The sequence below is a fragment of the Agrobacterium sp. Azo12 genome (assembly GCF_029193765.2).
In the GTDB taxonomy this organism is placed as follows: Bacteria; Pseudomonadota; Alphaproteobacteria; order Rhizobiales; family Rhizobiaceae; genus Agrobacterium.
Genome location: NZ_JARFYO020000002.1, coordinates 852,204 through 878,208, shown reverse-complemented (window position 1 = coordinate 878,208; position 26,005 = coordinate 852,204). Strand labels below are relative to the sequence as shown.

Annotated in this window: 20 protein-coding genes; 10 read left to right on the top strand and 10 right to left on the bottom strand. The window is 53.7% G+C overall.

Annotated elements, in window-relative coordinates; genetic code table 11:
- Positions 1-182 precede the first annotated feature (182 nt).
- The 3 genes from repA (PYL13_RS20440) to repC all read left to right on the top strand — a co-directional run bounded on the left by repA (PYL13_RS20440) (position 183) and on the right by repC (position 3,844).
- Complete coding sequence (gene repA / locus PYL13_RS20440) at positions 183-1,406, top strand: plasmid partitioning protein RepA (RefSeq protein ID WP_275642150.1); 1,224 nt, start codon at positions 183-185, stop codon at positions 1,404-1,406.
- Positions 1,403-2,434 carry a plasmid partitioning protein RepB gene (repB, locus tag PYL13_RS20435; protein WP_275642149.1) on the top strand — a complete coding sequence of 344 codons (1,032 nt, stop codon included), beginning with the start codon at positions 1,403-1,405 and terminating at the stop codon, positions 2,432-2,434. Before repA (PYL13_RS20440) ends, repB (PYL13_RS20435) begins: the two co-directional genes overlap by 4 nt.
- Before the next feature lie 195 nt (positions 2,435-2,629).
- Positions 2,630-3,844 (top strand): plasmid replication protein RepC, encoded by a 1,215-nt coding sequence (gene repC / locus PYL13_RS20430; RefSeq protein ID WP_275642148.1) that lies wholly within the window; start codon positions 2,630-2,632, stop codon positions 3,842-3,844.
- A gap of 541 nt (positions 3,845-4,385) precedes the next feature.
- On the opposite strand, the gene PYL13_RS20425 is transcribed toward repC, so the two are convergent.
- Positions 4,386-5,246 carry a D-amino-acid transaminase gene (locus PYL13_RS20425; RefSeq protein WP_275642147.1) on the bottom strand — a complete coding sequence of 287 codons (861 nt, stop codon included), beginning with the start codon at positions 5,244-5,246 and terminating at the stop codon, positions 4,386-4,388.
- Positions 5,247-5,394: 148 nt separating this feature from the next.
- On the opposite strand from PYL13_RS20425, the gene PYL13_RS20420 reads away from it, so the two are divergent.
- Positions 5,395-6,336, top strand: a complete 942-nt coding sequence (locus PYL13_RS20420; protein WP_275642550.1) for a 2-hydroxyacid dehydrogenase — start codon at positions 5,395-5,397, stop codon at positions 6,334-6,336.
- Positions 6,337-6,413: 77 nt separating this feature from the next.
- Here PYL13_RS20420 and PYL13_RS20415 read toward each other — a convergent pair whose 3' ends face one another.
- A complete protein-coding gene (locus PYL13_RS20415) occupies positions 6,414-8,531 on the bottom strand; it encodes a TonB-dependent receptor domain-containing protein (protein ID WP_275642146.1) in 2,118 nt (705 codons plus the stop codon).
- A gap of 130 nt (positions 8,532-8,661) precedes the next feature.
- Between PYL13_RS20415 and PYL13_RS20410 the strand changes: the two genes are divergently transcribed.
- Positions 8,662-10,122 (top strand): glycosyl transferase family protein, encoded by a 1,461-nt coding sequence (locus tag PYL13_RS20410; RefSeq protein WP_275642145.1) that lies wholly within the window; start codon positions 8,662-8,664, stop codon positions 10,120-10,122.
- A 246-nt stretch (positions 10,123-10,368) separates the two neighbouring features.
- Here the strand turns inward: PYL13_RS20410 and PYL13_RS20405 are convergent, their stop codons facing one another.
- The 7 genes from PYL13_RS20405 to PYL13_RS20375 all read right to left on the bottom strand — a co-directional run bounded on the left by PYL13_RS20405 (position 10,369) and on the right by PYL13_RS20375 (position 17,058).
- A complete protein-coding gene (locus PYL13_RS20405) occupies positions 10,369-10,551 on the bottom strand; it encodes a hypothetical protein (RefSeq protein ID WP_259147195.1) in 183 nt (60 codons plus the stop codon).
- A 149-nt stretch (positions 10,552-10,700) separates the two neighbouring features.
- A complete protein-coding gene (locus PYL13_RS20400; RefSeq protein ID WP_275642144.1) occupies positions 10,701-11,804 on the bottom strand; it encodes a pyridoxal-phosphate-dependent aminotransferase family protein in 1,104 nt (367 codons plus the stop codon).
- Entirely contained in the window at positions 11,791-12,594 is an 804-nt protein-coding gene (locus PYL13_RS20395) for an ABC transporter ATP-binding protein (protein ID WP_275642143.1), read from the bottom strand. The genes PYL13_RS20400 and PYL13_RS20395 overlap by 14 nt, the downstream gene beginning before the upstream one ends.
- Entirely contained in the window at positions 12,591-13,391 is an 801-nt protein-coding gene (locus PYL13_RS20390) for an ABC transporter ATP-binding protein (protein WP_275642142.1), read from the bottom strand. Before PYL13_RS20390 ends, PYL13_RS20395 begins: the two co-directional genes overlap by 4 nt.
- A complete protein-coding gene (locus PYL13_RS20385) occupies positions 13,388-14,224 on the bottom strand; it encodes an ABC transporter permease (RefSeq protein WP_250985007.1) in 837 nt (278 codons plus the stop codon). Before PYL13_RS20385 ends, PYL13_RS20390 begins: the two co-directional genes overlap by 4 nt.
- Positions 14,221-15,210 (bottom strand): ABC transporter permease, encoded by a 990-nt coding sequence (locus tag PYL13_RS20380; protein ID WP_275642141.1) that lies wholly within the window; start codon positions 15,208-15,210, stop codon positions 14,221-14,223. The genes PYL13_RS20385 and PYL13_RS20380 overlap by 4 nt, the downstream gene beginning before the upstream one ends.
- A gap of 237 nt (positions 15,211-15,447) precedes the next feature.
- Complete coding sequence (locus PYL13_RS20375) at positions 15,448-17,058, bottom strand: ABC transporter substrate-binding protein (protein ID WP_275642140.1); 1,611 nt, start codon at positions 17,056-17,058, stop codon at positions 15,448-15,450.
- A 299-nt stretch (positions 17,059-17,357) separates the two neighbouring features.
- On the opposite strand from PYL13_RS20375, the gene PYL13_RS20370 reads away from it, so the two are divergent.
- The 3 genes from PYL13_RS20370 (at position 17,358) to repB (PYL13_RS20360) (ending at position 21,357) form a co-directional block, all read left to right on the top strand.
- Positions 17,358-18,548, top strand: a complete 1,191-nt coding sequence (locus tag PYL13_RS20370; protein WP_250985010.1) for an aminotransferase — start codon at positions 17,358-17,360, stop codon at positions 18,546-18,548.
- Between the two features lie 471 nt (positions 18,549-19,019).
- Positions 19,020-20,276: a plasmid partitioning protein RepA gene (gene repA, locus PYL13_RS20365; protein ID WP_250985011.1), complete on the top strand. Its 1,257-nt coding sequence runs from the start codon at positions 19,020-19,022 to the stop codon at positions 20,274-20,276.
- Positions 20,277-20,289: 13 nt separating this feature from the next.
- Positions 20,290-21,357, top strand: a complete 1,068-nt coding sequence (gene repB, locus PYL13_RS20360) for a plasmid partitioning protein RepB (RefSeq protein WP_275642139.1) — start codon at positions 20,290-20,292, stop codon at positions 21,355-21,357.
- Positions 21,358-21,664: 307 nt separating this feature from the next.
- On the opposite strand, the gene PYL13_RS20355 is transcribed toward repB (PYL13_RS20360), so the two are convergent.
- Complete coding sequence (locus PYL13_RS20355) at positions 21,665-22,690, bottom strand: saccharopine dehydrogenase NADP-binding domain-containing protein (protein ID WP_275642138.1); 1,026 nt, start codon at positions 22,688-22,690, stop codon at positions 21,665-21,667.
- A gap of 77 nt (positions 22,691-22,767) precedes the next feature.
- On the opposite strand from PYL13_RS20355, the gene PYL13_RS20350 reads away from it, so the two are divergent.
- Positions 22,768-23,133, top strand: a complete 366-nt coding sequence (locus PYL13_RS20350) for a winged helix-turn-helix transcriptional regulator (RefSeq protein ID WP_250985014.1) — start codon at positions 22,768-22,770, stop codon at positions 23,131-23,133.
- A 596-nt stretch (positions 23,134-23,729) separates the two neighbouring features.
- Positions 23,730-25,673 (top strand): methyl-accepting chemotaxis protein, encoded by a 1,944-nt coding sequence (locus PYL13_RS20345; protein WP_275642137.1) that lies wholly within the window; start codon positions 23,730-23,732, stop codon positions 25,671-25,673.
- Positions 25,674-26,005: the final 332 nt, after the last annotated feature.

Here is a 26,005-nt window from a genome sequence, read left to right as displayed (position 1 = left end):
GCTAATTTAGTTTTATTATACAATTCTCCCGATTTCCGCCTTACGTGTAAACGGCTAGAGCGTTGTTTTCTGTGGTGTAAAAGCACTGTTAACCTTCACTTCTGGACGAAGTGTCAGAATCATGTTCTACGTCTTGGCGGGCACAGGTCGGCAAACCGACAAAATGCCGCCAAGGGGAGAATATGACGATAGTTGAGCGTGCAGGCGCCAAAGCTGTAGTGAAGGAAGACGCTGGTAGTAAAATCATGCGTCACGCTACCGTGTTGTCTGGTCAATTGCAGCAACTCAGAACTCGTATGTATCCCCCAAAGGCTGAAAAATCATTGCGTCATTTTATGACCAATGAGGTTTCCAGATTGACGTCCATTCCTGACTCCACCCTGAAACTGATGTCCAGCGAAGGACGTGGGCCCGTTCCGAGTCGATTGGAGAACAATCACCGAGTTTACACTCTTCCGCAAATTAATGAGCTGCGCGAACTGTTTGCCAAGCAGAAGCCCGCCGATGCGCTTCGTTTTCTGCCGCGTCGTCGTGCTGGTGAACATTTGCAGGTGTTGGCGATCGCCAACTTCAAGGGCGGTAGTGCCAAGACGACAACCTGTGTCCATCTCGCGCACTACCTCGCTCTGCAAGGCTACCGGGTGCTGGCGCTTGATCTGGACCCACAGGCTTCCTTGTCGGCAATGTTTGGTGCGCAGCCGGAAGTGGATGTTGGTGCAAACGAGACAATATATGCGGCGCTGCGCTACGAAGATGCTGAGCGTCGTCCAATTCGCGACATTATCCGCAAGACCTATTTTGACGGTATTGATCTGATACCCGGCAATCTTGAGGTCATGGAATATGAACATGAGACACCGCGTGTACTCGCCAATAAGTCCAGTTCAGGCGCGATCTTTTTCGAACGACTGAGGTTGGCTCTTGATGAGGTTCAGGACGACTATGATATCGTTATCCTGGATACGCCGCCATCTCTTGGCTTTCTGACGTTGAGCGCTATCTACGCTGCCACCAGCATGATCATCACTGTGCATCCTGCCATGTTGGATGTCGCGTCGATGAGCCAGTTTCTATTGATGATGGGTGATTTGATCGGCGTTCTCAACGAGAGCGGCGCGCAGCTCGATCAAGATTTCATACGGTATTTGATTACACGTCATGACCCGAATGATGGGCCTCAGTCCCAAGTGGTGGCGATGCTACGTCACCTGTTTGGCACCGATGTTCTGTTGCCAACATCGATTGAAAGCACTGCCGTGGAAGCGGCCGGACTTGCCAAACGTTCCCTCTATGAACTCGAGATGGGACAGATCGGCCGGGATACTCATAAACGTGCTCGCGAAGCCGTCGATGCCGTGAACGAAGCGATCATTGATTTGATCAATAGCAGTTGGGGGCGCAAATGAGCAAAGGATCTCGCAAATCGATCGTGGCCAGTTTCGGACTGCTTTCGGCTGAGTTGGAAAATCACCTGAAGGGTGAGGTTTCTGCACCGGCAGTGGCACCTCAGGCTGCCAACAATCGTGTGGGAGCTGGTGTCATTGGTGCTGCACATCGTGCCATCGATGATATTCGTGCCGAGCGTGACCGTTTGAAAGCTTTGGTAGAGGCTGGTGGTGGTTCACTGCTGATGCTCGACACCGCCGTTGTTGACCCCTCCCCCTATCCGGACCGTTTGCCGGAAGATGACCCGGATGCATTTCAGGCCTTCAAGACGTCGATTGAGACTGACGGACAAAAGGTACCTATTCAGGTTCGCAAACACCCAACGGCAGCTGGCCGCTATCAAATTGTCTACGGTCATCGCCGGTGGCTCGCCGCCAAGGAACTGGGCAAGCCGGTTCAGGCAATGGAAGTGGATATTTCCGACCTGGATCTTGTGGTCGCGCAAGGTATCGAGAATGCCAGCCGGCAGGATTTGAGCTGGATCGAGCGTGCCTTGTTTGCATCGCGTATGGATATGGCTGGGATAAAGCCGCGCGACATTTATGCGGCGCTTTCAATCGACGACGCCGAACTGGCGCGGATGCGCGGCGTTTACCGCACAGTACCAGCCGACGTGATTGAGGCCATCGGCCGGGCGCCAAAGATTGGTCGACCGCGTTGGGTCGATTTCGCTAAGCGCATCAGCGCCAACAAGAATGCTCTGGAGGTAATCCGGAAAACTCTTGCCGATGGCAATGATAAGTTGCTGACATCAGACAAGCGGTTCCAGAATGTGCTGGAAGCCATCAAGCCGACGGTCACCGAAAAGGCACCGACCGAGATACTCGACGCCAATGGTGATCGTCTCGTGGCACTGAATACGTCCGCAAAAGAAGTTCGCATTTCTGCCGAGGATCAGCTTGGCAAGGAATTTATCAAGTTTGTTGCTGAGCAATTGCCGACACTCGTCGAGCAGTTTTCGCTTCAACGCGCAAAAAAGAACAACTGATAGCACAAGCTATCTTGTTGATCGAAAACGAAGAAAGGTATTTACCGCAAAAGAAAAAGGCCCCCAAACGTTGCCGCATGGAAGCCTCTCTCAGATTTAGCACTTCGAGAATCGCATTTCCATGATTCACAGTCAAGAGTTTTCGGCATCTTTTTGGTGAGCGGATTTCTGTTGCCTTAAAAGAGGTAAAAGAAGATGCAACCTGTCAATGTGACGACGCCCTTTGGGCGGCGGCCGATGACGCTTGACCTGATGAAACGGCAAGTCGCTTCGGCTCAGATTCAATCCGGTAAAACCGCCGATAAGTGGAAAGTGTTTCGTGATGTGTGCGAAGCTCGAGGTATGCTCGGCGTGCAGGACAGATCACTTGCTGTGCTCGACGCGCTTTTGAGCTTTTATCCTGAAACAGAACTGCGTCAGGGTGACCAGCTCATCGTATTTCCATCAAACGCGAGTCTTTCAGTTCGCGCCCATGGCATGGCGGATGCAACATTACGCCGGCATTTGGCAGCATTGGTTGGAGCAGGGCTTATTGTCCGCAAAGACAGCGCTAATGGCAAACGGTTCGCCCGCAAAGGTCGTTCAGGGGAAGTCCAGGACGCTTTCGGTTTTGACCTTTCACCAATACTTGCACGAGCAGAAGAATTTGCACACCTGGCGCAAGAGGTGGCTGCAGAGCGTGCGAAGTTCAGACGGTCAAAAGAAGCTCTAACGATATGCCGACGCGATGTTCGCAAGCTCGTCTCGGCCGCGATCGACGAAGAGGCAGACGGCGATTGGCATGCTGTTGAAGAAGTTTACAACGAGCTGGTTGCGCGTATTCCAAGGTCGCCGACGACCGATGAACTGAATTCGCTGCTCGATGAGATGCAGATGCTCAGGGCAGAGGTACTCAATCTGCTGGAAACACTAGACAATTCAAATAATATAAGCGGCAATGCAGATCATTTTGAGCGGCACAAACAGAATTCAAATACCAACTCTCTTAATGAACTTGAAACTAGCTCTGAAGAAGAGCTCGACCCGAAACTTGGTGTCAAAACAGCCAAGCCGAATGTGGAGTTGAAGGCATTTCCTTTGGGTATGGTGCTTCGCGCCTGCCCCGAGATTGTGCCCTATGGTCCGTACGGCGTTATTGAGAATTGGCGCGATTTGATGAGTGCCGCGGTGACTGTTCGCTCAATGCTGGGTGTCAGCCCGTCCGCCTATCAGTCGGCGTGCGAAGTCATGGGTCCTGAAAATGCGGCGGTTGCTATCGCCTGCATTCTGGAACGAGCACAGCACATCAATTCAGCTGGCGGGTATCTGCGCGATTTGACCAAACGCACAGCACTTGGCGAATTCTCATTGGGACCAATGTTGATGGCTCTGCTGAGAGTGGCTGGGACTAATCAACGCCAGGCGGGGTGACGCGGTGGTGTCATGTGCAAATGAGCTTGTCGGGGTTTGTCTTTATAAAAGTCCAACGTCTGATTTCCGAAATCGGTCGGTGGTTCATAGCAAGACGATGGTAGTCGACTGATGTCGGAAGCATTAATCGCTGGCAGCCGAGTGTGGAAGATTGCAGCGAACCGGCGGGTTTAAAGTCGATTTCGCAAGTGGCATTAAATGGAAACAGAATTTGTTTCGAAATGCCACTGCTACTGTTGGTGAGATTTTGGCCCGATGGCTCGGCATATTTCCAGGCCGAGAGAAAATAGTGAGGTCAGCTCTCGCTTAGCGAGATTTGCAGTGGAGGTGATTATCAACCATCGATCAACTCAACTGTACAAAATGCAATGAGCCACTGAAGTGGCTGTGACGTTTTTAATTGTCGGTAGAAAGGGGAAAAAAGACGCGGCCAATCTATTGGCGATATGGGACGACAGTGACGGCTAATGTAAAGCCGCCCGTTAGGGCAAAATAAAACCCTGTCAACTGACAGGGTTTTAGGTGTTTCTGTTTGCCTGAATCAGGGGCCTTCGCTGGTATCGAGGCTATGCTGAATATAAAGTGAACGCAATTTTTGGCTTATAGGACCAGGCTTTCCGTCGCCGATATTTTGTCCGTCGATAGCGATGACGGGCATAACGAAAACCCCGGCCGAAGTGATAAATGCTTCCGCGGCTGATTTTGCTTCATCAGGTGTGAAAGACCGCTGTTCCGTCGGAATACCGGCCTTCTCCGCGATATCAAGAATCGAGCCGCGGGTAATTCCATGGAGCAGAGCATTTGATAATGCGCGGGTTATAAGTTGTCCATCGCTGGTCACGATATGAAAATTGTTGGATGTGCCCTCAGTGATGAAACCATCCTCGACAAAGAGAGCATCATCTGCGCCCTTGCGTTGGACTTCCATCTTCGCCATCGACGAATACAACAATTGTACGGTCTTGATCTGGCGATTGGACCAACGGCCTTCAGGGACCGTGGCGACCGAAATTCCGGTTTCCCATCGTGGATTTGCCAAGACATTGCGGGCTTGGGTAAACATCACAATTGTTGGCTCAAGACTGGCACTATAGAGAAAGTCGCGATCTTCCGCACCACGCGAGATTTGCAGATAGATCAAACCGTTCGTAAGTTCATTTCGGCGAATGATTTCGAAATGGAGCGACTTGAGAACATCATTGGTCACCGGCGGTTTGATACCGAGCGCTTCGAGTGAACGGGCGAGACGTGCCGCATGGCCAGTGAAGTCGATCAGCCTGCCGTTAGCGACTGCGGTTACTTCATATATCGCATCGGCGAAAAGATAACCGCGATCGAAGACAGAAACCTTAGCGTTTTCTTCCGCGACCCATTCACCGTTGACATAAACGGTCCTGCTCATTTCGCTTTTCCTTTAATGAATTTTGAAGCTCACCCGTCCTACAACATGTGTGATTAACGGGGAATTGCTTTCCTTCCGCAGACCGGTTGAATACGGTTTACCCAGTTACACTCACTTCCAAAAAAGGTGTTTTTGATAGATGTCCCAACTGCCGCCTATTGCATTTGTCTCGCGGAGTGATGCCGCCTCCGAAGCCGTCTGGATCAGTGCCTTGAGTGCGGCTTTACCGCAAGAGACAATCATCTCTTTTTCGGCAATGTCGGATGATGAAAAGCAGCGCGCAGAAATTGCTGTTGTCGCCAATCCCGACCCCGAACACATCGCAGCACTGCCAAACCTGAAGTGGGTTCATAGTCTTTGGGCCGGCGTTGAACGTTTGGTTGCGGAGTTAGGTCCAAAGGCTCCCCCTTTGGTTCGACTGACTGATCCGGAACTTTCGCGGGTTATGTCTGAGGCTGTTCTTGCCTGGAGTTATTACCTCCAACGGGATATGCCCGCTTATCGGAAGCAGCAACAGCATCGTGTCTGGCAGGAACTAGAATATCGGCAACCGAGCGAAATGGCCGTTGGTCTGATCGGCCTTGGCGAGTTGGGTGCAGCTTCTGCCCGAAAACTGAAAGATGCGGGTTTCAACGTGATTGGCTGGAGCCGCTCGATGAAATCGCTAACCGGAATTGAAACAGTTGCCGGTGATGATGGGTTGAACACCATGTTGCAGCGTAGCGATATTGTTGTCTGCCTCGTGCCACTCACCGAGCAGACCCGTGGATTGCTCAATGCATCTCGGTTTGGAATTATGAAAAAGGGCGCCAGCCTTATCAACTTCGCACGCGGACCGATTATCGTGACTGATGACCTCTTGGACGCTTTGGACAGTGGTCAGCTTTCACACGCTGTCCTCGATGTTTTCGAAGTGGAGCCGCTACCCGATAATTCTGCGTTTTGGGATCATGAAAAAGTGACAGTGCTACCGCACATTTCCGGACCAACCAGTCGCGAAAGTTCCGCGCGTATCGTTGCTGGCAATATTCGCAACTGGCGGCAAAATGGCACCTTGCCACCGACTGTCGATATTCAACGGGGATACTAGATTTTGGGCAAAAATAACCCGGCTTTGATGACGCCGGGTTATCTTGAAGCGTGACGCGATGAAGCGCAGCTGTGCTCTTAGAATTTCGTGGTTACGCCAAGGAAGAATGTGCGGCCATTTTCCACAAAATTGGATTCGCTCTTCGGCTGCGCATCGAAGATGTTATTGATGCCAGCTTTGAAGTCGACATTCTCATTGAAGCTGTACCTGGTCGAAATATTGGCAACAGAGTAAGGCTCGACGTTTTGAGCGATGAGCGTTTCAGGTGTTGTGACATAATCGACCTGTTTTCCGTAATAGTCGCCTGAGAGTGTGAAGCTCAAATTCTCACGGGCCTGCCAAACCAGTTCCGTATGGACGGAGATTTCCGGATCCGCAGACAATGGCAGGTTAGTTTCGAGGTTCTTCGATTCAAACAGCCAGGTAAACGAGTTTGTCCAGGTCAAAGTGTCGTGTAATGGAATGGAGAAGTTACCTTCCAACCCCTGTGATCTGGCACGGTCAACATTGATCTGTTGAACATATTTCGTGCCGCCGGCAGTGATTAGGGAAGCTACGCGGGCAGAGGTAATTTTGTCTTCAATTTCATTGAAGAAATAATTCAGGCCTGCCTGCAATCCAGCGGAGTTTTCGTAGAAAAGACCGCCTTCGAAACTGTTGCTGGTTTCCGGTTTGAGGTCTGGATTACCGACCATTTCGCAAGGGCCGCCGACAGCACCGCAGCCACGGCCGCGGGATGTTTGCACCCAATTCGGATTGAGTTGGCGAAGATCAGGCGCTTTGAAAGCCTGAGCCCAACCGGTTTTGAAGGTCAAATCCGGAGTGACATCCCAGGTGATGTAAGCGCGTGGAGAAAGATGACTACCAAACATGTCGTGGTAGTCATAACGCAGACCCGTTGTCAGATGGACAGTTTCGATGATGTCGAGCTTGTTTTCGGCAAACAGCGCAGCTGTCCAGTTGTCGGTTTGTGGAGAGCCACTTGTTGCGGTTACGGTATTGGCCTTGCCAAGATTTTCCGGATCGTCCAGTTCTTCGTAGCGGAATTCGCTGCCAATAGTCAGGCCATCGGTCCAGAAATAATCCAGCGGCATGGCCAATTTACCGTCCAGCGTGTAGCTGCGAACGGTGATGCTGTTGCCGAGAACATCGCCCAAACGATCGGTGATGGTGTGTTTGTTTTCGGCATTTTCCATAAAGCCGGTGACTGTCGAGGTACCAAAGTCCCACTCGCCGACATGGCGAAACGAAACTGAGGTGCGCTCAATTGTTGTCGGTGTGTCGGCCTCGCCCGGTTCAAGATACGGGATGTAACGCTCACGCCCAAAACCCGCTTCAAGATCAATAACTTGATCGGCAGACGGGGTCCATGTCAAACGACCTGTCAGGTCGAAATCACGTGTGCCGCGTGGCGTTTCCACACCGCCGCCCAAGCTCTCATCAGCTTCTTTTTGTTTACTGACATTGCCAAATGCGCTGAAGGACAGGACATCAGGGATGATCGGACCACTGACGTAACCGCTGAGTTTCTGTTTGTTGCCGGTCAGGGCATTGCTGGGCAACAGCGTTTCTGCGGTCACCGATCCACGCCAGCGATCACTGTTTTTCTTGGTGATGATATTGACGACACCGCCCAATGCATCGGAGCCATAAAGTGTCGACATCGGGCCGCGCACGACTTCAATACTTTCGATTGCATCGATCGGCACCCAATCAAGATCGCCGTTATATTTGCGCATTGTTGTCAGGCCGGCGTTTACGCGCTTGCCGTCTATGAGGATGAGTGTGTAGCTGGAGCCGAGGCCACGTATACTGACACCGCGTGTGCCATTACTGCCAAATCCGACATTAACGCCCGGCTGAGTGCGGATTGCCTCGGAAATATCAGTGACGGCTTTTCGTTCAAATGTATCAGAGTTGATAACCGATACACTGGCCGGTGCATTGCGCAAATCGGTTGCGACCGACGAGGCTGTCACGACAATCTGTTGAAGCATAAGTGCTTCTTCATCTGTGGCTGTGTCAACTGACTGCTGCGCGTAAGCGTTTTGAACAATGAAAATGGCTGTACCTGCGAGGCACGCTAAGGCAATTCGGTGCTTTCCGGCTTTCAGGTTTTCGCTTGGATGCTGGCGTTTTTTTGCGCGCAACATCGTCCCCTGCCCGTCCCCTCGACGGTCAGCGATCAACTTCATGTGACACTCCAGACAATTAACTTGAGTAATGGTATCCACATAATTAACGGGTCTGATAAGAGCAACCGTGTTGTTTTCGAATGATTCCAAATTTGAATATGAGGAAGTTACGGGGCAGAACGGAGATGTCGTGACAGGGGAAAAAAAGCGACGCGGGGGCGTTGATCAACCACAAGATCGATCAGGACAGTTGCGTCTTTTGATCGTGCTGGACACTCTTTTGCGAGAGGGGAGCGTCAGCCGCGCTGCGGCAAGCATGGGTATACAGCCACCTGCAATGAGCAGAATGCTCGGTCAATTGCGGGAAATTTATGGCGATCCACTATTCCATCGAACGGCGCGAGGGTTGGTGCCGACGCCACTTGCAGATTCCTTGCGGGTTCGTGTTCGGGCACTTGCGGCAGAAACGGATCGGTTGTTAGCGCCGCAAAAGGAGACCGTCTCCTCCTCCAGGCCCGGCGAAACCGGTTGGAGTGGCCCTGCCCTGTTGGATGCACCACCGCTTGCGGTTCGGCCCTCGATGCTTCTGGATGGACAGCCATCACCAGAGCACATCGCCGATAAATTATCCCGGATAGGGGACAACGCACCGCCGATGCAGCGACTTGCGAAATATATCGCACTGTCCGGCGCAGGCGTAGGCCGCAGCCGCTCGCTCAATCAGGAAGAAGCGCAAGACGCCTTATCCATCATTCTCGACGGCGAGGCAGATCCGATCCAGATTGGTGCTTTGTTGGCGACAATGCAGTTCCGCGGTGCAACGACATCGGAATTTGCAGGTTTTGTCACGGCACTTCGTGCTCATCTCAAGGCATCGGATGTCGGGACCACGACGGCTGATCTTGATTGGCCGGTATATTTATCACCGAAGTTACGCACCTCTCCCTGGTTCATGCATGCCGTGCGACTGGTTAATATGGCTGGTTACCGCGTGGCAATGCACGGTTCTGCCGGCGGTGGTCAGGACGAAGCAAAATTTGTTATCGCTGCGAAGATGTCGGGCATTCCCGTTTGCGCATCGATCAAAGATGCAAAAAATGCGCTGAAGACGGCTGCGAGCGTCTTTATTCCAATGGAAACCCTCGACGCACAAATTACCCGGCTTATCGGTCTGTATCCGTTGATGGAAATGCGCTCGCCCCTCAATACGATTCTGCAGTTGATCAATCCACTGGGCGCGAAGGCCAGCATCATGGGTGCGTCGGGATCTGCGCGACGGGATCTACACCGCGATATTGCGATGTTGCTGGGTGTGCAGCAACTGTCCATCATCGGCAATATCAGGGATATTCCGGAATTTGGCCCGTTCAGAACGACGACAATCTATCGTTTGCTGGATGGTGCGTCCTATGATTTTTCTATTCCGGGCATGAAACAGCCAGGTGCAGAACCGGACACGTTGATGACGATGCGGGAATACTGGTTTGCGGTTTGGACAGGTGCGGCGCGTGATGAACGCATGGAAATGGTGATTTGCGCGACGGCCGCCATGGCGCTGATGACGATTGAATGTGCATCGGCCGATAGTTTTCTGGAATACTATCAACGTGCGTTGAGACTATGGAAGGACCGTCTGGTGGCGGCTGCGTAACCATGGTCATGAGTATGACAGCACCTTCAAAATCCCCAATATGATGCAACAGCTATAAAGTGGCCGCGTTAAAACCCAGCGTCTGAAATGTATTGTGGAAATATGGATTGAAAGATTGGCGAGATATTGAAGTTGCCGTTAAGGCCATGATCTAAAAGGATAAATCCCGTTTCTTCGATCACGGTCTTGCCTTATGTTGTGGCACTTTTTATCTCAAAAAATGCCACAACAAATATCGTTCGGATGTCAAATTACCGGATAGAGGGACCAGAAAAACAGTTCGTGTTCCTGCTCCACATCCTTACGAGATGCCTCGTCGCGCGAAGTGCGTGCCGCAGTTTTTTCACTGCCCGTTTCTGACTTGTTCTCGGGCATTTTGCGGCCGAGACCGAAGAGGTCAAAGGAAAGCATGTTCATACCTGCTACCATTTACGTATCTCCTGTCTAATCGTTTACGTCCGGTTAAGTGTGCTTTGTTGCCACTTTTTCGTCAAGATTGGTCAGGCAATCAATTTTCTATTTTTTCTGTAGACTATAGCAAGAATGTTTACTGATGGAACGCGAGAGAAAATGCGGGCTTAATTTGGGTCTTCGTAGGTTTTTGCCAGAGCTGAGTGGGCAGAGATCGCGTCATGTGCGACATCAAAATGTTTGATTAGGGAGATATAGGCATCGATATTGGCGGTGACTGCGTCTCGAGCGGCGCGACGTCCTGTGTGGTTGAAGCGGAGAAGTCGTTCCGCGCCAGGACCTACACCCGATGTGAGATCAGATCCTGCACCCCATGATCGAGCTGCGAAGTCATTCAACGCGATTTTTTCTGGTAATATGACGGTTGTCACAAGCGCGGATGCCTGGTCTTTTTCCACCCATAGCGTGGCGCTCAGGGCTTGCAATGCACTGCGGGTGGCGCTTGCCGCGCGCTTATGACGCGCCACAATGTGGGCAATTCCCTCTTGCTCCACACGCTGCAAAGCTGCTCTCAAGGCATAGAATTCCAGTGGCGCCGGTGTGCCAGGGAGTGCACCTCTCCCTATCTCAAGCCATTGTTTTTTCTGGTCAATCAGCGACAACATGGACTCGCGTGGGGGATTATCATGATCAAGAAATGCCCATGCCGCTTTGCTAATCGAGATCGCAGATAGTCCGGCTGGACCTGCCAAAGATTTTTGCGGGCCAATGACGGCGATGTCTATGCCCAGCCTGTCGACCTCCAATGCGTGGCCGCCGACGGAAGCAACGGCATCCACCACGGTGACAATGCCGCGTTTTTTTGCAAGGGCAACGATCTCCTCCAATGGATTGAGAATGCCACTGGCCGATTCCGCGTGCACCACTGCAAGGATTTGGATGTCAGGTTCTGCATCAAGGGCGGCTTCGACAGCTTCGATTGTGATCGGTTTGGCTGGGGCAGCCTGCAAGTTGGTCACTTGCACGCCGCCGCGCGACAGCCAGCCGCCGAACCAGCTGCCATAGGGGCTGGTGACGATGTTGAGTGCGCTGAGATCTGGTCGTGCCAGACTGGTCGCAACGGCTTCAAGTGCCAGCACCGCTTCTGCCTGAATTAGGAGAACATCGTTTCGAGTGCCAAGTATCGCTGCCAGCTGGTCCGCCAATGGCGCATAGGCATCGGCCGGGAAAGGGGGTGTGTCGAGCAGGAAAGTCCAGTCACGGTTCGGCATTGCGGATGTCCTCATGCAATATATTAAGCCGCGGAACGGCCTCAATCAGTTGTTTGGCGGCGGCAGATTGCGGTGCGGCAATGACTTTGCCGGTAACACCGCTTTCAACGATATGCCCTTTTTCCATCACCGCAATGCGATGGCAGACAGCTCGAATAACGGCAAGATCGTGTGATACAAAGATGCAGGTAATGCCGGTATCACGCTGAATTTCAACAAGAAGTTTCAAAATTCTGCTGCGAACGGAGACATCAAGCGCAGAGACGGCTTCATCCATCACCAGCAAATCGGGGCGTAGTGACAGGGCCCGGGCAATCGCGACACGTTGGCGTTGCCCACCTGATAGAGCCATGATCGGGCGTACGGCGTAACTGGCTGGTAGACCCACACGTTCCAGCAATCGGTGAATTTCACGCTCACGTCCCGTGGCTGGCACAATATTGTGGATGCGCAACGGATCGCCAATCGCACTTGTGACCGTTGCGTGTGGATTGAAGGCCCCTAAAGTGTCCTGAAACACCATCTGCATGTGCTTGCGCTGTTTTCGAAGCGCTGCCTGCGGCAGAGCCAGCCAGTCCTGTCCTTGAAAACGAATAGACCCGCTATCCGGTGGAACAAGCCGCATCAAGATACGGGCTAGTGTCGATTTTCCGCAACCTGAAGCGCCGGCAAGACCCAACGTTTCGCCTTTTTCGACGCTGAAGGTGATATTGGACAGTGCCGTCACCTTGCGTGGTCCGCCGTCATAGGTTTTTGACAGTCCTGTTACCTGCAGCAGTGGTTCGGTCATTGTTGGGGCTCCAGCACCAGCGGTGGCGTGGAAAGATCAATATGCGCGGAAATCAGTTCGCGCGTGTAGGCATCTTCGGGAGAGTTTATGACCTCACTCGCCCTGCCCTGCTCTACAAGCCGTCCGGATTGCAAAACAGCAATGCGGTCCGCCAGACTGCTGGCCAAAGCGATGTCGTGAGTGATGAAGATCAGCGTCATGCCTTCCTCTTGCACCAGACCATCGAGCAGTCGGGCAATTGCCGCCTGAGTGACGCTATCAAGCGCACTTGTGGCCTCGTCGGCTATCAATATGGATGGCTGTGCCGCAATGGCTGCTGCAATTGCTACACGTTGTTTCTGGCCACCTGAGAGCTGATGTGGATAGGCATTCACCAAGCGCTGAGGTTCCGGCAATTGAACCCGTTCCAGCAGGTCCACAGCCTGTCTCAACGCCTGTCGATAGGAGATATCGAGATGCTGATGTGCAGTTTCGGCGACTTGCTCGCCTATTTTCAGCACAGGATTGAGGCTACTTCCAGGATCTTGAAAAACATATGCCAGTTCACGACCGGCTTGTGGGCGGGCTTTTATGCGCTTTCCATGCAGGGCCCAATCAATTGAGCCGCTCGATTTAGCGCCCTGCGGTAAAAGTCCCGCGAGAGATCTGGCCAGTGTCGTTTTGCCAGAACCGCTTTCACCGATGATTGCCAGTCTCTCTCTTGCATAGATCTCAAGGTTAATATCTGTCAATGCCGGAGTTCGTTGTTTGGGGTAGGTTATGCCGAGATTTTGGATATGGCACAGTGGAAGCGTCATTGGTCCCCTCCCCTGTCGCTTTTCGACAAAGCCTGATTGATACCTTCGCCCAGAAGATAAACACCCAGCACCAGTGTCAGCAAACCAAGGCCCGGTATGATGGAGAGCGATGGTGCTGAGCGAAGCACATTACGTCCCTCGGCAATCATCGATCCCCAAGTGACGATGTTCGGGTCTCCCAGTCCCAGAAACGACAAAGCGGCTTCTGTCAGCACGGCTGCTGCGACGATGATGGCAGCCAGTGCCAGAACCGGTGGCAGGGCATTGGGCAATATCTGCCTGAAGGCGATTTCAAGCGGGTGCATGCCGATCGTGCGGGCAGAGGCGACGTAATCGCTTTCACGAATGGACAACACCTGTGCGCGCGTCAAACGGGCGGGATCAGCCCATGCGCCGAGTGCAATTGCGATGACCACAATTGGCATGGAGGTACCGATGGTACTGACGAAGGCAAGTGCCATGAGAAAGCTGGGCACGATTTGAAAGGCGTCAGTGACACGCATCAGTGCCTCATCAATCAGGCCACTGGCGAAACCGGCAAGGGTGCCAATGATCGTACCGAGGGTTATTGCGGCGATAGCTGCGGCCAGTCCGACGGCGAGTGACGCACGTGTGCCATGTACCAGCCCGGCCAGAACATCGCGGCCCAGCCTGTCGGTTCCGAGCGGAAAGCTCATGTCAGTGAACGGCGGAATGAGTGGCGCACCGGCAATCGACAGAGGATCGGCAGGAAAAAGATAGGGCGCAGCCAGCGCAATCGCGCTCAGTGCGAGCAGGATGATCACGCCGGCCAGTCCCGATGCGGAAGCCATGAGAAAACTGAGCTGTTTCATGTGCCGGTGGTCCCTGCCCCGACGCGCGGATCAAGCGTGGCATAGAGGATGTCGACAAGCAGGTTGACGACAATCACGAACACGGCGCTGACAAGAATGATGCCCATCAACAATGGCGTATCTCGTCCCGACACAGCTTCCTGCGCTAGACGTCCAAACCCCGGTATGGCAAACACGCTTTCAATCACCACGCTGCCCCCCAGCATCGCCGCTGACTGCAATCCAAGCACCGTGACGAGTGGCAACAGGGCATTGCGTGCGACATGGCGTAGAACGATCCTGCTACGTGAAAGCCCCTTCGAGCGGGCAAACAGCACGAAGTCGAGTTTCCAGATGCTGGCCATGGAGGCGCGCATGACGCGCAGGAAAAGTGCCAGATAGATCAGACCCAGACTGGTGACCGGCAAGACGAGATGTCTGGCGATGTCCAGTGCCCTCGCCCATCCCTGTTTGCCCGACGCGATGGTTTCAATACCGGATGTCGGAAACCAGCGAAGCTGAACCGCGAATATAATGGCAAGCACCAGGCCGAGCCAGAAACCCGGCATGGCGTAAAGTGCCAGTGAAGAGACCGACAGGAACCGATCACGCACACTTCCCGGTTTCGCCCCGGCAACAATGCCAAGCGCTGAGCCCAATGCGAAAGAAATGGCTGTGGCGCTTCCCATGAGTAGTAGCGTATTCGGCAGCCGTTCGAGTATGAGCGCAAGCACGGGGCGATCGAAGGACAGAGACCAGCCAAGGTCTAAACGCGCTATGGAGGCAACGTAGAGCCAAAGACGGGCAAGCATGGATTGGTCCAGGCCGTATTGCGCCCGCAGTGTCTGCACAAGGTTCGCATCGCCGCCACCAATCGAGGTTAGATAGGCATCAACGGCGTCTCCCGAGGCGTTTTCAAGCAAAACAAAAGTAAACAGCAAAACGATCAGCAGGACCGGAATGGCGCTGACGGCTCTTCGTTTCACTAATGTCATGGACCGGCGCATAGCTGATATCCCCGACTATCGATATTCTTGCGAGCGCAGCCAATCAGTATTCGGAAGCATTGACCAGCCTGTTGTGAAAATTTGTCATCCCGAACTTCGGCCGGTGGTAAAGCCACGGCGATAATTGCTGAACTCGAAAACGTCGATACTGCAAAGTGCAGCGGATTTTTATGGAGGCCGACTGTTGTTGAAGTTAGGGTTTGGGAGAGTTGTCACCCTGCCAAACCCTGTCAGGTGTCAGGAAACCAGTTCCGTATCTGCCCAGTTCGAAACCGCCCAGCGTGGGTTGCTTGCCACATTCTGCACGGTATCGCGGGCAACGGTGATGAAGCCCCACTCAGCAACATTGATGAGAGGCAGATCCTCGGTGACCTTTTTTTGGAACTCCTTGTAGAGTTCCGTACGGGTCTCTGTATTGACCGCCTCGGCAGCCTTGTCGATCAGCGCATCCAGATCCTTGTTTTCATAGCCACCCTGATTGGAGAAGCCGACACCAGCCGGTGTGCCTGATTTGACGAGAATGGTGGTGGAGATGGCCGGGTCTCCACGGAACACAGGTGGAGCAATCGCCAGATCAAATGCATGATCGGTGTAGACTGCCTTCTGATGTGCGGCGGAATCATTGTTGACCAGCTCGGCATCAATGCCGACTTCCGCCAAAGCCTGCCGCAGATAGGCACCAAACTGTTTGGTTTCATTAAAATAAGGTGCCGGCAGTAGCTTCAGCGAGAAGCGATTACCGCCCTCCCCGCGCTTGTAACCAGCCTCATCAAGAAGGGCGTTGGCCTTAGCAACATCGAAATCATAGGTCTCCACGTCGTCCGTGTAGAACTCAGGCGCATTCTTGGGTACAGGGCCGCTCGAGGCCGTTGCATAACCAAGGAAGATGGTGTCGACCACGAACTTCTTGTCGATAGCATGCGCAATCGCTTGGCGCACCTTAAGGTCGGCCAACTCCTTGCGGCGGTGATTGATTTCGACGACCAGCTGGTAGGTGAGCGCTTCGTAACCGTCGGCAATCACCTTTATGCCCGGCACCTTGGAGATGCGCGACAAGTCTGCCAGCGGAACCGCCGAGAAGGCCGCAAAGTGGATTTCTTCCGCCTCAAGCGCAGCACCCGCCCCTGCCCTGTCTGGCAGAATGCGGTAGATGATTTCCTGCAGCTTCGGTTGGCCGGCATTCCAGTATTTTTCATTGCGTGTCAGACGGTAATACTCACCTGGTTTATATTCCGCAAACACGAATGGGCCCGTACCAACCAGCTTGTTGTTGGCCGGATTGGTGGCAATGTCGGTGCCTTCATAGACATGTTTTGGCAGGACGCTGGTGACGACCGGAAGCGCGTTACGGATAAGCTGGAATGGTGTTGGCTTTGAGAACCGGAAGATTGCGGTATGGGCATCCGGTGTGTCGACGGTTTCGAGATGCGCGAAAACCAGACGGCCGAGGTTCTGCAATGTCTTCCAGACGGACAGCGCCGAGAAAGCAACGTCAGCCGATGTGAACGGTTTTCCGTCGTGCCACGTGACGCCCTCACGCAGTTTGAACGTGGCGCTCAGGCCATCTTCAGAGCCCTGCCATTCCACGGCAAGACGCGGCGCGAGCCCATCCTTGCCATCAAACGAGGCTTCGGCCAGCGGCTCGATAACCTTGCTGGAAATGAAGAATACACCGTTTGACGCGACGATAGCAGGGTTGAGGTTTTTAGGTTCGGAGTCGGCTGCGACGATCAGACGTCCGGAGGCTGCCTCCTGCGCAAAGCCCCTGCCCGCAAGTGTGGTCGAAGCGGCCAGCAGAATGGTGCTTTTCAAGAGCAGACGTCGGGACAGTGAGGATGAGAAAGACATGATTTCACTCCGATAGATGAGATGCTTCGCGGGCCGCAATGCAGCATCTTATGCCTGCGGTGAGAGGAGTGTCCATCTTAAAGGGACGATAAGACAGCAATTGCATTTCAGCTTTTTTGAGATGCAGAGCAATTTAGATGCAATGTGTGGTTTTGGATGAAATGCTATTCTGCGAACCCTGTGACGCTATCAAACCGCATGAAAACACTTGCACGCTTTCCGCTCCTATTTCATGGTCTGTCGCCAGATAAGACGGCCCCTGCCCGATAACGATTTTGCAAGACGCTCAAGGACATTCCATGCCATCCGCCGATAACAAACCTGTATTCAACTCTCTTGTCGCTGAGTTGTCGCCACCACCTGTTCCCTTCGTTTTTGCCTGGGCACGGGCTTACGATGGCGCACGCGGACCGATGATCGACCTGTCTCAGGCCGTACCGGGTTATGCGCCGCATGACGATATTCTGCGTTGGCTGGGTGAGGCGGCATCCTCAAAACAATATTGCGGATACGGTCCGATTGAGGGTGAGACCGAGTTGCGGGATGTCTATGCGCAGCACGTGTCAGAGCTTTATGGTGCGAGTGTTGGCATCGACAATATCCACATCACGTCGGGCTGCAATCAGGCCTTCATGTGTGCGGCAATGGCTGTGGCCAAGGCTGGTGACAGTGTAGCACTCACGGATCCGTTTTATTTCAATCAGGATACGACGCTTGCCATGCTCGGCATCAACCGGGTGCTTGTATCCTGCGATCCCAATAATGCGTTTTTGCCAGATGTCGCTGACGTCAAAAGAGTGCTGGAAACCGGTGTGAAGGCTCTCGCTTTGGTGACGCCAAACAATCCGACCGGTTCGGTTTATCCGCCTGAATTGTTGCTGGAGATTTTCCACGCCTGCCGCGAAAAAGGCGTCTGGCTCATCCTCGACGAGACCTACCGTGACTTCCTTCCCGGCCAGACGCCGCGTCCACACACATTGATGAATGTCGAGGGATGGCAGGATAATCTCATCATGCTGTACAGCTTCTCGAAGTCCTTCTGCGTGCCCGGGCATCGACTTGGCGCGATAACAGCGGGCCCACAGGCTGTGACCGAGATCGCCAAGATCATGGACAATCTGCAGATCTGTGCAGCGCGTGCACCGCAGGCCGCCGTTGCAAAGGCTATTCCCGCTTTGGCCGATTGGCGCGATGACAATCGGCTCGAGATTGAAAGACGGGCCGATGCACTGCGTCAGGTCATGCCGAAGATCAGTGGTTGGGACCTGGTTTCTGTTGGTGCTTACTTTGCGTTCATCCGCCATCCGTTCCGTGGCGTTTCGTCTGCAGCAGTCTCGGAGCAGCTGGCGAAAAGGGCAGGGGTGGTGTGTTTGCCGGGCGTCTATTTTGGTGAGGGCCAAGAGGACTATCTGCGCTTCGCTTTCGCCAATGCCGATGTTGAAACCATTGCCAAGCTGGAGAGCCGTCTCTCTGGATTTACGCTAGCATAAGCTGCTGAAGACCAAGACATCCCGCGAGTTGACAGCTGTCAACTCAGTCAACAAAACCGCAGAATCCCAGATTTTGCGGTTGTTATTTTGTCCTTATGAAATGGGATAGTTTGTGCCCTTATGCCACATTTAGACCACGTAAGTGGTGGTTGGCGGGCCGTCGATAAAGTTAAATAACTGAAATGCTTTCATATTATTCGGTTGACAGCTGTCAACCAGTGCTGAGTTTCGTGCCAAATTTCAGATGTTTTGGGTCGCGGAGTGCTTGACGGGAATCACTGAATCCGTCATCCTGTTACGGAAATTCGCAAAAATTTGAGTATTTGTCGTAACTGGACCAGATTTCTGTAAATCTCGGTATGGTTCGTCAGCTTGAGATAGTTGTCCTGGTCCTCCTTCTGGCGCTCAAGGAATGATTTCACCGCTGTCGAACCCACAGTCCTCATACTCGCCAGTCAGGAGATAGAACCCATGGTGTCTGTAGTGCAGGCGACCGATGAAAAGCCACAGGGCACGCCGAGCATCGTGGCAGATGCCGCGATTGCGGCGGACGCGCGTGCGCTGTCCGAGCAATTGAAGGCGATGCGTGAACGCCTGTATCCACCGATGGCACAGAAGACACTGCGCCAGTTTTCCTCAGGTGAGGCTGCAAAGCTCATCGGTGTTTCGGATGGCTACTTGCGCCAATTGTCGCTGGCGGGCGAGGGGCCACAACCGGAAACCGGGACCGGCGGCCGACGTTTCTATACGTTGAACGACATCAATGCACTGCGCCATCACCTCGCTGAACAGGCTTTGGCGAAAGGCAACACTGCGAAGGCACGCAGTTATCTGCCGCAGCGTGATCTGTCGCGCGGCGAACACATGCAGGTCATCTCGGTGACCAACTTCAAGGGCGGCTCTGGCAAGACCACTTCAGCTGTTCATCTGGCGCAATATCTGGCGCTGACCGGTCACCGGGTTCTCGCCATCGACCTCGATCCGCAGGCATCATTGTCGGCGATGTTCGGTTATCAGCCGGAGCTGGATCTGACCGGCAATGATACGCTGTACGGCGCTATTCGTTATGACGATCAGGCCCGCCCACTCTCGCAGATCATCCGCGGCACATATTTCCCGGGGCTTGATCTGGTCCCTGGAAATATCGAACTGCAGGAATTCGAGCACGAGACGCCACAGGCGCTGACACGCCGCCACAGCGGCATAGACAGCGGGCCGCTGTTCTTTGCCCGTATACAGGCCGCTCTGGCCAGCGTGGAGCTGAATTACGACGTGGTGGTCATCGATTGCCCGCCGCAGCTCGGATATCTCACCCTGTCAGCGCTGTGCGCCTCCACATCCGTTATCGTTACCGTCCATCCGCAGATGCTGGATGTGGCATCGATGAACCAGTTTCTGTTCATGACCTCGGATTTGCTGGGCGTGGTGCGTGAGGCTGGCGGGGAGTTAAACTTCGACTTCCTCCGCTATCTCGTTACCCGTTTTGAACCGAACGATGGACCGCAAACACAGATTGTCGGCTTCATGCGTTCGCTGTTTGGGGATCGGGTTCTGACCGCGCCGATGCTGAAATCCACAGCTGTTTCCGATGCAGGCCTGACCAAGCAGACACTGTATGAAGTGGGCCGCGAAAACTTTACCCGCACCACCTACGACCGCGCGCAGGAAGCGATGAATGCGGTCAATGCGGAAATTGAGAAACTCGTTCACGACGCATGGGGCCGATAGGAGGCTGACGAAGATGGTTGGAAACTCCCGTAAAACCGAACTCAAGGCTTTGTTTGGCGGCTCTCTGCCTGTTACGACAACACCGGCTGTTGCGCCGGAAGTCAAACCTGCCAGCCCCGCACCAGTGGCTCCGGTCAGCAATACAGAGACAAATGCACCGGCGCGCAGCGCCTCTGGTGCAGTTCGTGCCATGGGCCTGTCGCTTGGTTCAATGACCCGTGAAGCCGAAGAGGCGAGGGCGCTGCGCCAGGCCATGAGCGACGGCGAGCACGTTCTGGCCGTTGATCCAGCGCAGATCGATGCCTCATTCGTCGAGGACCGTCTGAGTGTGGCGGGTGTAGATGATGAAGACTTTGCGGTGCTGCTGGAAAGTATCCGCGAAAGTGGCCAGCAGGTGCCGGTTCTCCTGCGTCCGCATCCGGAAAAACAAGGTCGTTACCAGACGGCCTATGGTCACCGTCGTATTCGTGCGGCGCTTAAACTGGGGCAGCCGGTCAACGCAATCATTCGCTCTTTGAGCGATGATGAGCTGGTTTTGGCGCAGGGTAAGGAAAATGCCGAACGCCGTAATCTTTCCTTCATCGAGAGAGCAATTTTTGCCAGAAACCTCGCGGAGCGCGGGTTTGATCGTAAGGTGATCGGTGACGCGCTTTCGGTTCAGAAAAGCGAGCTCTCCCGCCTCATGCAGGTGGTGGAAAAAGTGCCAGCCCGGTTCATCACTATTATCGGGGCTGCTCCGAAGGCCGGCCGTGATCGTTGGATGAAGTTGGGTGAGATGCTGCAGAGTGATACCGCTCAGGGCAACGCCATGGACGAGATCGGCACAGATCGTTTCGGCACATCGCAAAGCGACCAGCGGTTTGAATTGCTGTTCAAACGACTTTCGGCCCGCCCGCCTGCCAAACAGAAAACCCAGCGTCCACGTGAACTCCGCGACGGTAAGGGGAAGGTGTTTGCGACACTGCGCGTCGATGGCAAAGCGCCGCGGATCGACTTTGTCGGAAAAATTGATCCGGAATTTATCGAGAAGGTCGTCGATCTGCTGTCGCGGGAATACACGGCGCATACTGCTAAGCGCTGATCGGAACAGGCCAGAGCACATCTGCGTGTGTTCAATATGTTGCGCTCTGGCTTTTACACCGATGACACTGGATTCTCGCAGGCTGGAACTGGGATTGAACCAGCCATTTCGGATGGATTTGGACGTTGAGCTTCGCAATCGAAGCAAAAGCCGCTATTTTTGCCGATTAAGAACCTGACGACGGGGCGTGCGGTTTTGGGTGTAGATCAGCATCAAACTCCACATAGCTCTCCGTGCCACAGCTATGCTTGTTGGACAGAATCTGTCCCTGCTTTCACACTCAACGTCCAAAACCGATTGCGTTGTGTTACGCAACGACTGAGAAAGTTACGCCCTCGGCGGCTAGGCAATTGCTGTAGTGTTCGATCGACGCGACTTGATCGATATGCCATACGCCGGGCGCGATGGGTGTGTCAGTAAGTAACTGCACGGTGTTTGCAGCGACCAACGCAGTGATCGCCGCTTCCTCTCTTCCTTCCAGTGACATGGTGGCCGTGGCCTCGCGGCCACTACGTGAGCCCGTCACCACCACTGAAAGAGCCGTGCGATCAGAACCGAGCCTGATGTGCATCATGCTCTTGCTGACCAGGCGGCGGAGAAACGCGCTCTTTGTCATGACTGGCAGCAGGTGGAATAAAATCCGACTTAGAGTCGCGCTATCAAAGGTCAGCAATGTTCTAACCTTGCCGATACCGCGTGTGCGGCGAAGCACGTGTTGATCTGCGAAGTTGAATTCCATTGCCGGGTGCGGGCGGTCATTTTTACCGAAATGCAGTTTTTCAATGGGTGCGCGTTTGAAATTCTGAAGTGTCCAGTCGATGGCAGCTGGTCCGTGCGTGTCACCAAGGCCGAGCAAGATACCGATACGCGCATCCGTCGCGTCATCCAGTTTCTCGGCACAGGCCTTGACCAGCAGATTGGTGAGGCCCGGCGCGAGACCGACGGACAGAAGCGCCGTTCCGCCTGATGCCCTGGCGAGTTGGGCTAGCTGCTCGACGTCTCTGAAAAACGTATCGTCGGCAGTAATGTCGATATAGCGCAAGCCCTTCGTCAGAACATGTTCGATGAAGCCGGTGTCGGTTTGGTCAATGCAGACAACAACCGTCTTAATTGCGGCAAGTGCTTTGCTCCAGGTTTGTGGATCGCGCACATCAAGCTGTGTTGCTTTGCATCCCAAACGCGTGGCCATGGCATTGGCTTTGTTTTCATCACGGCCGGCGATGCAGACCTCATAGTGACCGGCTTTCTTTAGACGGCGAGCGATCTGGCTGCCGACATGGCCATATCCGCCGACGATCATGACGCCCGGTCGGATTGTTGTGTTATCACCCATTAGTGTCGCGCCTTTGCATGTCAGGCCGAAAAATTTATGTTCCGGCGAATCGATTGGTCCGATGGCAGATAAAGCAGATGGCAACTGAACTATCCAAATGGGAAGAACAGGGACTGCGAGGTGAGGCAGTGGGCACGAAACAGGCACCCCGCCATGTGTCGCAATGCCCGGTTGAGGATTGGCTGACGTTTCTCGGACACCGCTGGAGTGCGTTGATCCTCTGGCGTCTCTCCGATCGTGAATTCGGTTTTTCAGAACTCATGGAGACGCTGCCGAAGATTAGCCCGAAAGTCCTGACGGAGCGGCTCGAAGGTTTTGTCGAAAGGGGATTGGTAACCCGGTCCTCCACATCGACCTTTCCCCGCCGGACAACTTATACGCTGACCGATGCAGGACGGGAGATTACGCAGATGCTATCGCGGCTTTACGAGTGGGCGCGCTGAGAAGCCTTTCACGGGCCGTATTTTTCTAGATCGAAAAACTGTTGTTTGGGAACACACATGAAGGGCAAATATTGATGCGGCTTTTGGCATCGGCGGAGCGCTTGCTTTGGTTCTTGCATAAGAGGGATGGGACTCAATGACGACGAGTTGGCCCGTCTCGTTTCGCAATCTCCTGGAGCGATGCAGACAGACACACTGACATCACAATATCCCGTAGCTAACGGACGACCTTGAGAAGACGGTCGAGCCGCTCCGCGAGCCTGACCTCCTGATGTTCAAGCCTTCCGTGCGTCTCACAAACTGCCATAACTAAATAACTGGAAATATTGGGATTTAATCTCTTTCCATGATTGTTTGTATGAATAAAGTAATACTTAATTTAAACTTTTCGCAAAATGTACAATTTGCAGGTTCCCGCTTTCAAGGCTGGAGCCGGTAGAACAATCGGATCACGCTCTTGCCCTGCATGATGCAGTTGCCAACAGCATTGCCGCTTGTCGCCCGATGAGTGGGCCCACCTACCTGCAATGTCTTATCATGTGCTCACAAACTGCCCCCGTAGGGCCGGTTTCGAGGCCGTCTGGCTTGAGGTCTATATGTCGTTTTTGAAAAATGCCAAGATACAAACAAAAGTCGTTTTTGTAATTGCTTTGATGAGTATCGTTTCGTTGTCTGGCCTGGGTTATGTCAGCCTGCAATATAAACACACTGATAATAATTATAGTGAGTTCATCGCCAATAACGGTGTTGCAGCGGTCTTGAACGCCAGAACCAGTGGTAACCTCAATGCCTTGGGCATGCAGGTTCTCCGTGCCACTCTCAATGAAGCTGGCAGCAGCGATTTTGAAAACGCCGTCAAGACGTTCCGTGCTGACAGCAAGCAGCTTGAAGAACGCCAGAACACGATCGTAAAGCTTATTCCATCGCGCGCCGATGCGGCGCGTGACATTCTTAACGGCGTTGCAGAGGTTCAGGCTGTCGGAGAACGCACTATTGCACTGATGCAGGCAGGACAAACTGCAGATGCTCAGAAGATGGCGCTGGAGCTCCTCAAGAAGCTGGGCGAAGTTTCGCCAAAAATCAGTGCCGGTAACGAGCAACTCATAGAGAGAATGGTCAAGGGTAGCGACGAGCTTACTGCAAATACCAACAGCACGATTTTCAAGAGCATTACTGGCATTGTCATCCTGTCCTGTCTGCTGATTGCGCTTGGCCTTTACGTCTCGTCGCGTGGCATCACGATGCCGATTGCCCGTCTTCGCGAACGGATGGCTTCGCTGGCAAATGGCGACACGGCCGCAGGCGTTGACGGCATGGACCGCAAGGATGAAGTTGGCCAGATGGCCGCTGCCGTACAGGTCTTCCGTGAAGGTGCCATTGAGCGCATTCGCCTTGAGAATGAAACGGAAGCCAATCGTTCGCTGTCTGAAAAAGAGCGAATTGAACGCGCCAAGCAGAAAGAACAGGAAGAGCGAGACGTGCAGTTTGCAGTCGATAATCTGGCCACAGCTCTTTCTAAGATCGCGCATGGCGATGTCACCTACAGGATTGCACAGCCTTTCGTTGGTAATCTTGACGGTATTCGTGGCGACTTCAACAAAGCTGCAGAACAGCTGCAGACGACGCTCAACCAGGTTGCCCAGAATGCGCGCGGTATCGATGCTGGCGCAAATGAAATCAAGTCCGCTGCTGATGACCTGGCCAGAAGAACAGAACAGCAGGCGGCTGCTGTTGAGCAGAGCGCTGCAGCACTAGAAGAAATCACGACGACGGTTCAGGACTCGACAAAACGTGCGCAGGAAGCAGGCCAGCTCGTCAGCCGCACAAAGGTCGGCGCCGAGAAGTCTGGCGAGGTTGTTCAGAAGGCCGTCGCGGCTATGGAACAGATCGCAAAATCTGCAGGTGAGATTTCCAACATCATCGGCGTCATCGACGAAATCGCCTTCCAGACCAATCTGTTGGCGCTGAACGCCGGTGTAGAAGCCGCGCGTGCCGGTGAAGCCGGTAAGGGTTTTGCGGTTGTTGCGCAGGAAGTGCGTGAACTTGCGCAGCGTTCTGCAGGTGCTGCAAAGGAAATCAAGAACCTCATCACAACCTCAAACAGCCAAGTACAGCAGGGCGTGCAACTGGTCGGCGAGACCGGCAATGCATTGTCGGTGATTGTTGCAGAAGTGCAGGAGATCAACCGCCACGTTGCTGCGATTGCAGAATCCTCGCAGGAACAGTCATCCGGTTTGCAGCAGATCAACACCGCTATTAACCAGATGGATCAGGACACGCAGAAAAACGCTGCGATGGTCGAAGAAAGCACCGCTGCAAGCCACGGACTTGCACGCGAGGCGCTGTCGCTCAACCAGCTGCTGTCCAGGTTCACGCTGTCTGACAATGGATATGGCTCTGCTTCTCCCAACGTTCGCCCGGCATCCCCAGTCGATAAACCGGCGGCCTCTCCGGCGCGTGCGCTTGGTGGCAAAGTTCGGGCTGCATTTGCAGGCAATGCTGCGCTGAAGACCTCTCCCGATAGCTGGGAAGAGTTTTGATTGTCGTACAGCCTTAGCGGTTGACGAATCTTGATGACAACTCCACCCCACCCGGCGTGTCCGGGTGGGGTGGTTTTGTTTTAAGCCTGTGCGGTTTCATTTGCATGGCTGAACGAACCGCGATTCATGCAGTAAAATCAAATAGAAAATATGTGTAGAATACTCATGTTTTTTTAGCGGGGGGCTAAACGCGCATGTTTCAGCGTCGTCTCGCATGGTTGCAATCCCATTTGACCTTGACTAAGCCCTGTGGCGCGGGTGCTGCAAACGCATAAGCCGTCCAGCGTCTCAGGCGAAATTGACATGTGCAGTAGTGTTTGGCTTTACAGATT

Bases quoted from the DNA above. Each gene is read 5' to 3' on its own strand.
- PYL13_RS20400 (WP_275642144.1), bottom strand. From the start codon at position 11,804: ATGCCGAACCGTGACTGGACTTTCCTGCTCGACACACCCCCTTTCCCG.
- repB (WP_275642139.1), top strand. From the start codon at position 20,290: ATGGTTGGAAACTCCCGTAAAACCGAACTCAAGGCTTTGTTTGGCGGC.
- PYL13_RS20350 (WP_250985014.1), top strand. From the start codon at position 22,768: ATGGCAACTGAACTATCCAAATGGGAAGAACAGGGACTGCGAGGTGAG.
- PYL13_RS20395 (WP_275642143.1), bottom strand. From the start codon at position 12,594: ATGACCGAACCACTGCTGCAGGTAACAGGACTGTCAAAAACCTATGAC.
- PYL13_RS20370 (WP_250985010.1), top strand. From the start codon at position 17,358: ATGCCATCCGCCGATAACAAACCTGTATTCAACTCTCTTGTCGCTGAG.
- PYL13_RS20375 (WP_275642140.1), bottom strand. From the start codon at position 17,058: ATGTCTTTCTCATCCTCACTGTCCCGACGTCTGCTCTTGAAAAGCACC.
- PYL13_RS20405 (WP_259147195.1), bottom strand. From the start codon at position 10,551: ATGGTAGCAGGTATGAACATGCTTTCCTTTGACCTCTTCGGTCTCGGC.
- PYL13_RS20390 (WP_275642142.1), bottom strand. From the start codon at position 13,391: ATGACGCTTCCACTGTGCCATATCCAAAATCTCGGCATAACCTACCCC.
- PYL13_RS20415 (WP_275642146.1), bottom strand. From the start codon at position 8,531: ATGAAGTTGATCGCTGACCGTCGAGGGGACGGGCAGGGGACGATGTTG.
- repA (WP_250985011.1), top strand. From the start codon at position 19,020: ATGGTGTCTGTAGTGCAGGCGACCGATGAAAAGCCACAGGGCACGCCG.
- PYL13_RS20380 (WP_275642141.1), bottom strand. From the start codon at position 15,210: ATGCGCCGGTCCATGACATTAGTGAAACGAAGAGCCGTCAGCGCCATT.
- repC (WP_275642148.1), top strand. From the start codon at position 2,630: ATGCAACCTGTCAATGTGACGACGCCCTTTGGGCGGCGGCCGATGACG.
- PYL13_RS20385 (WP_250985007.1), bottom strand. From the start codon at position 14,224: ATGAAACAGCTCAGTTTTCTCATGGCTTCCGCATCGGGACTGGCCGGC.
- PYL13_RS20345 (WP_275642137.1), top strand. From the start codon at position 23,730: ATGTCGTTTTTGAAAAATGCCAAGATACAAACAAAAGTCGTTTTTGTA.
- PYL13_RS20355 (WP_275642138.1), bottom strand. From the start codon at position 22,690: ATGGGTGATAACACAACAATCCGACCGGGCGTCATGATCGTCGGCGGA.
- PYL13_RS20425 (WP_275642147.1), bottom strand. From the start codon at position 5,246: ATGAGCAGGACCGTTTATGTCAACGGTGAATGGGTCGCGGAAGAAAAC.
- repA (WP_275642150.1), top strand. From the start codon at position 183: ATGACGATAGTTGAGCGTGCAGGCGCCAAAGCTGTAGTGAAGGAAGAC.
- repB (WP_275642149.1), top strand. From the start codon at position 1,403: ATGAGCAAAGGATCTCGCAAATCGATCGTGGCCAGTTTCGGACTGCTT.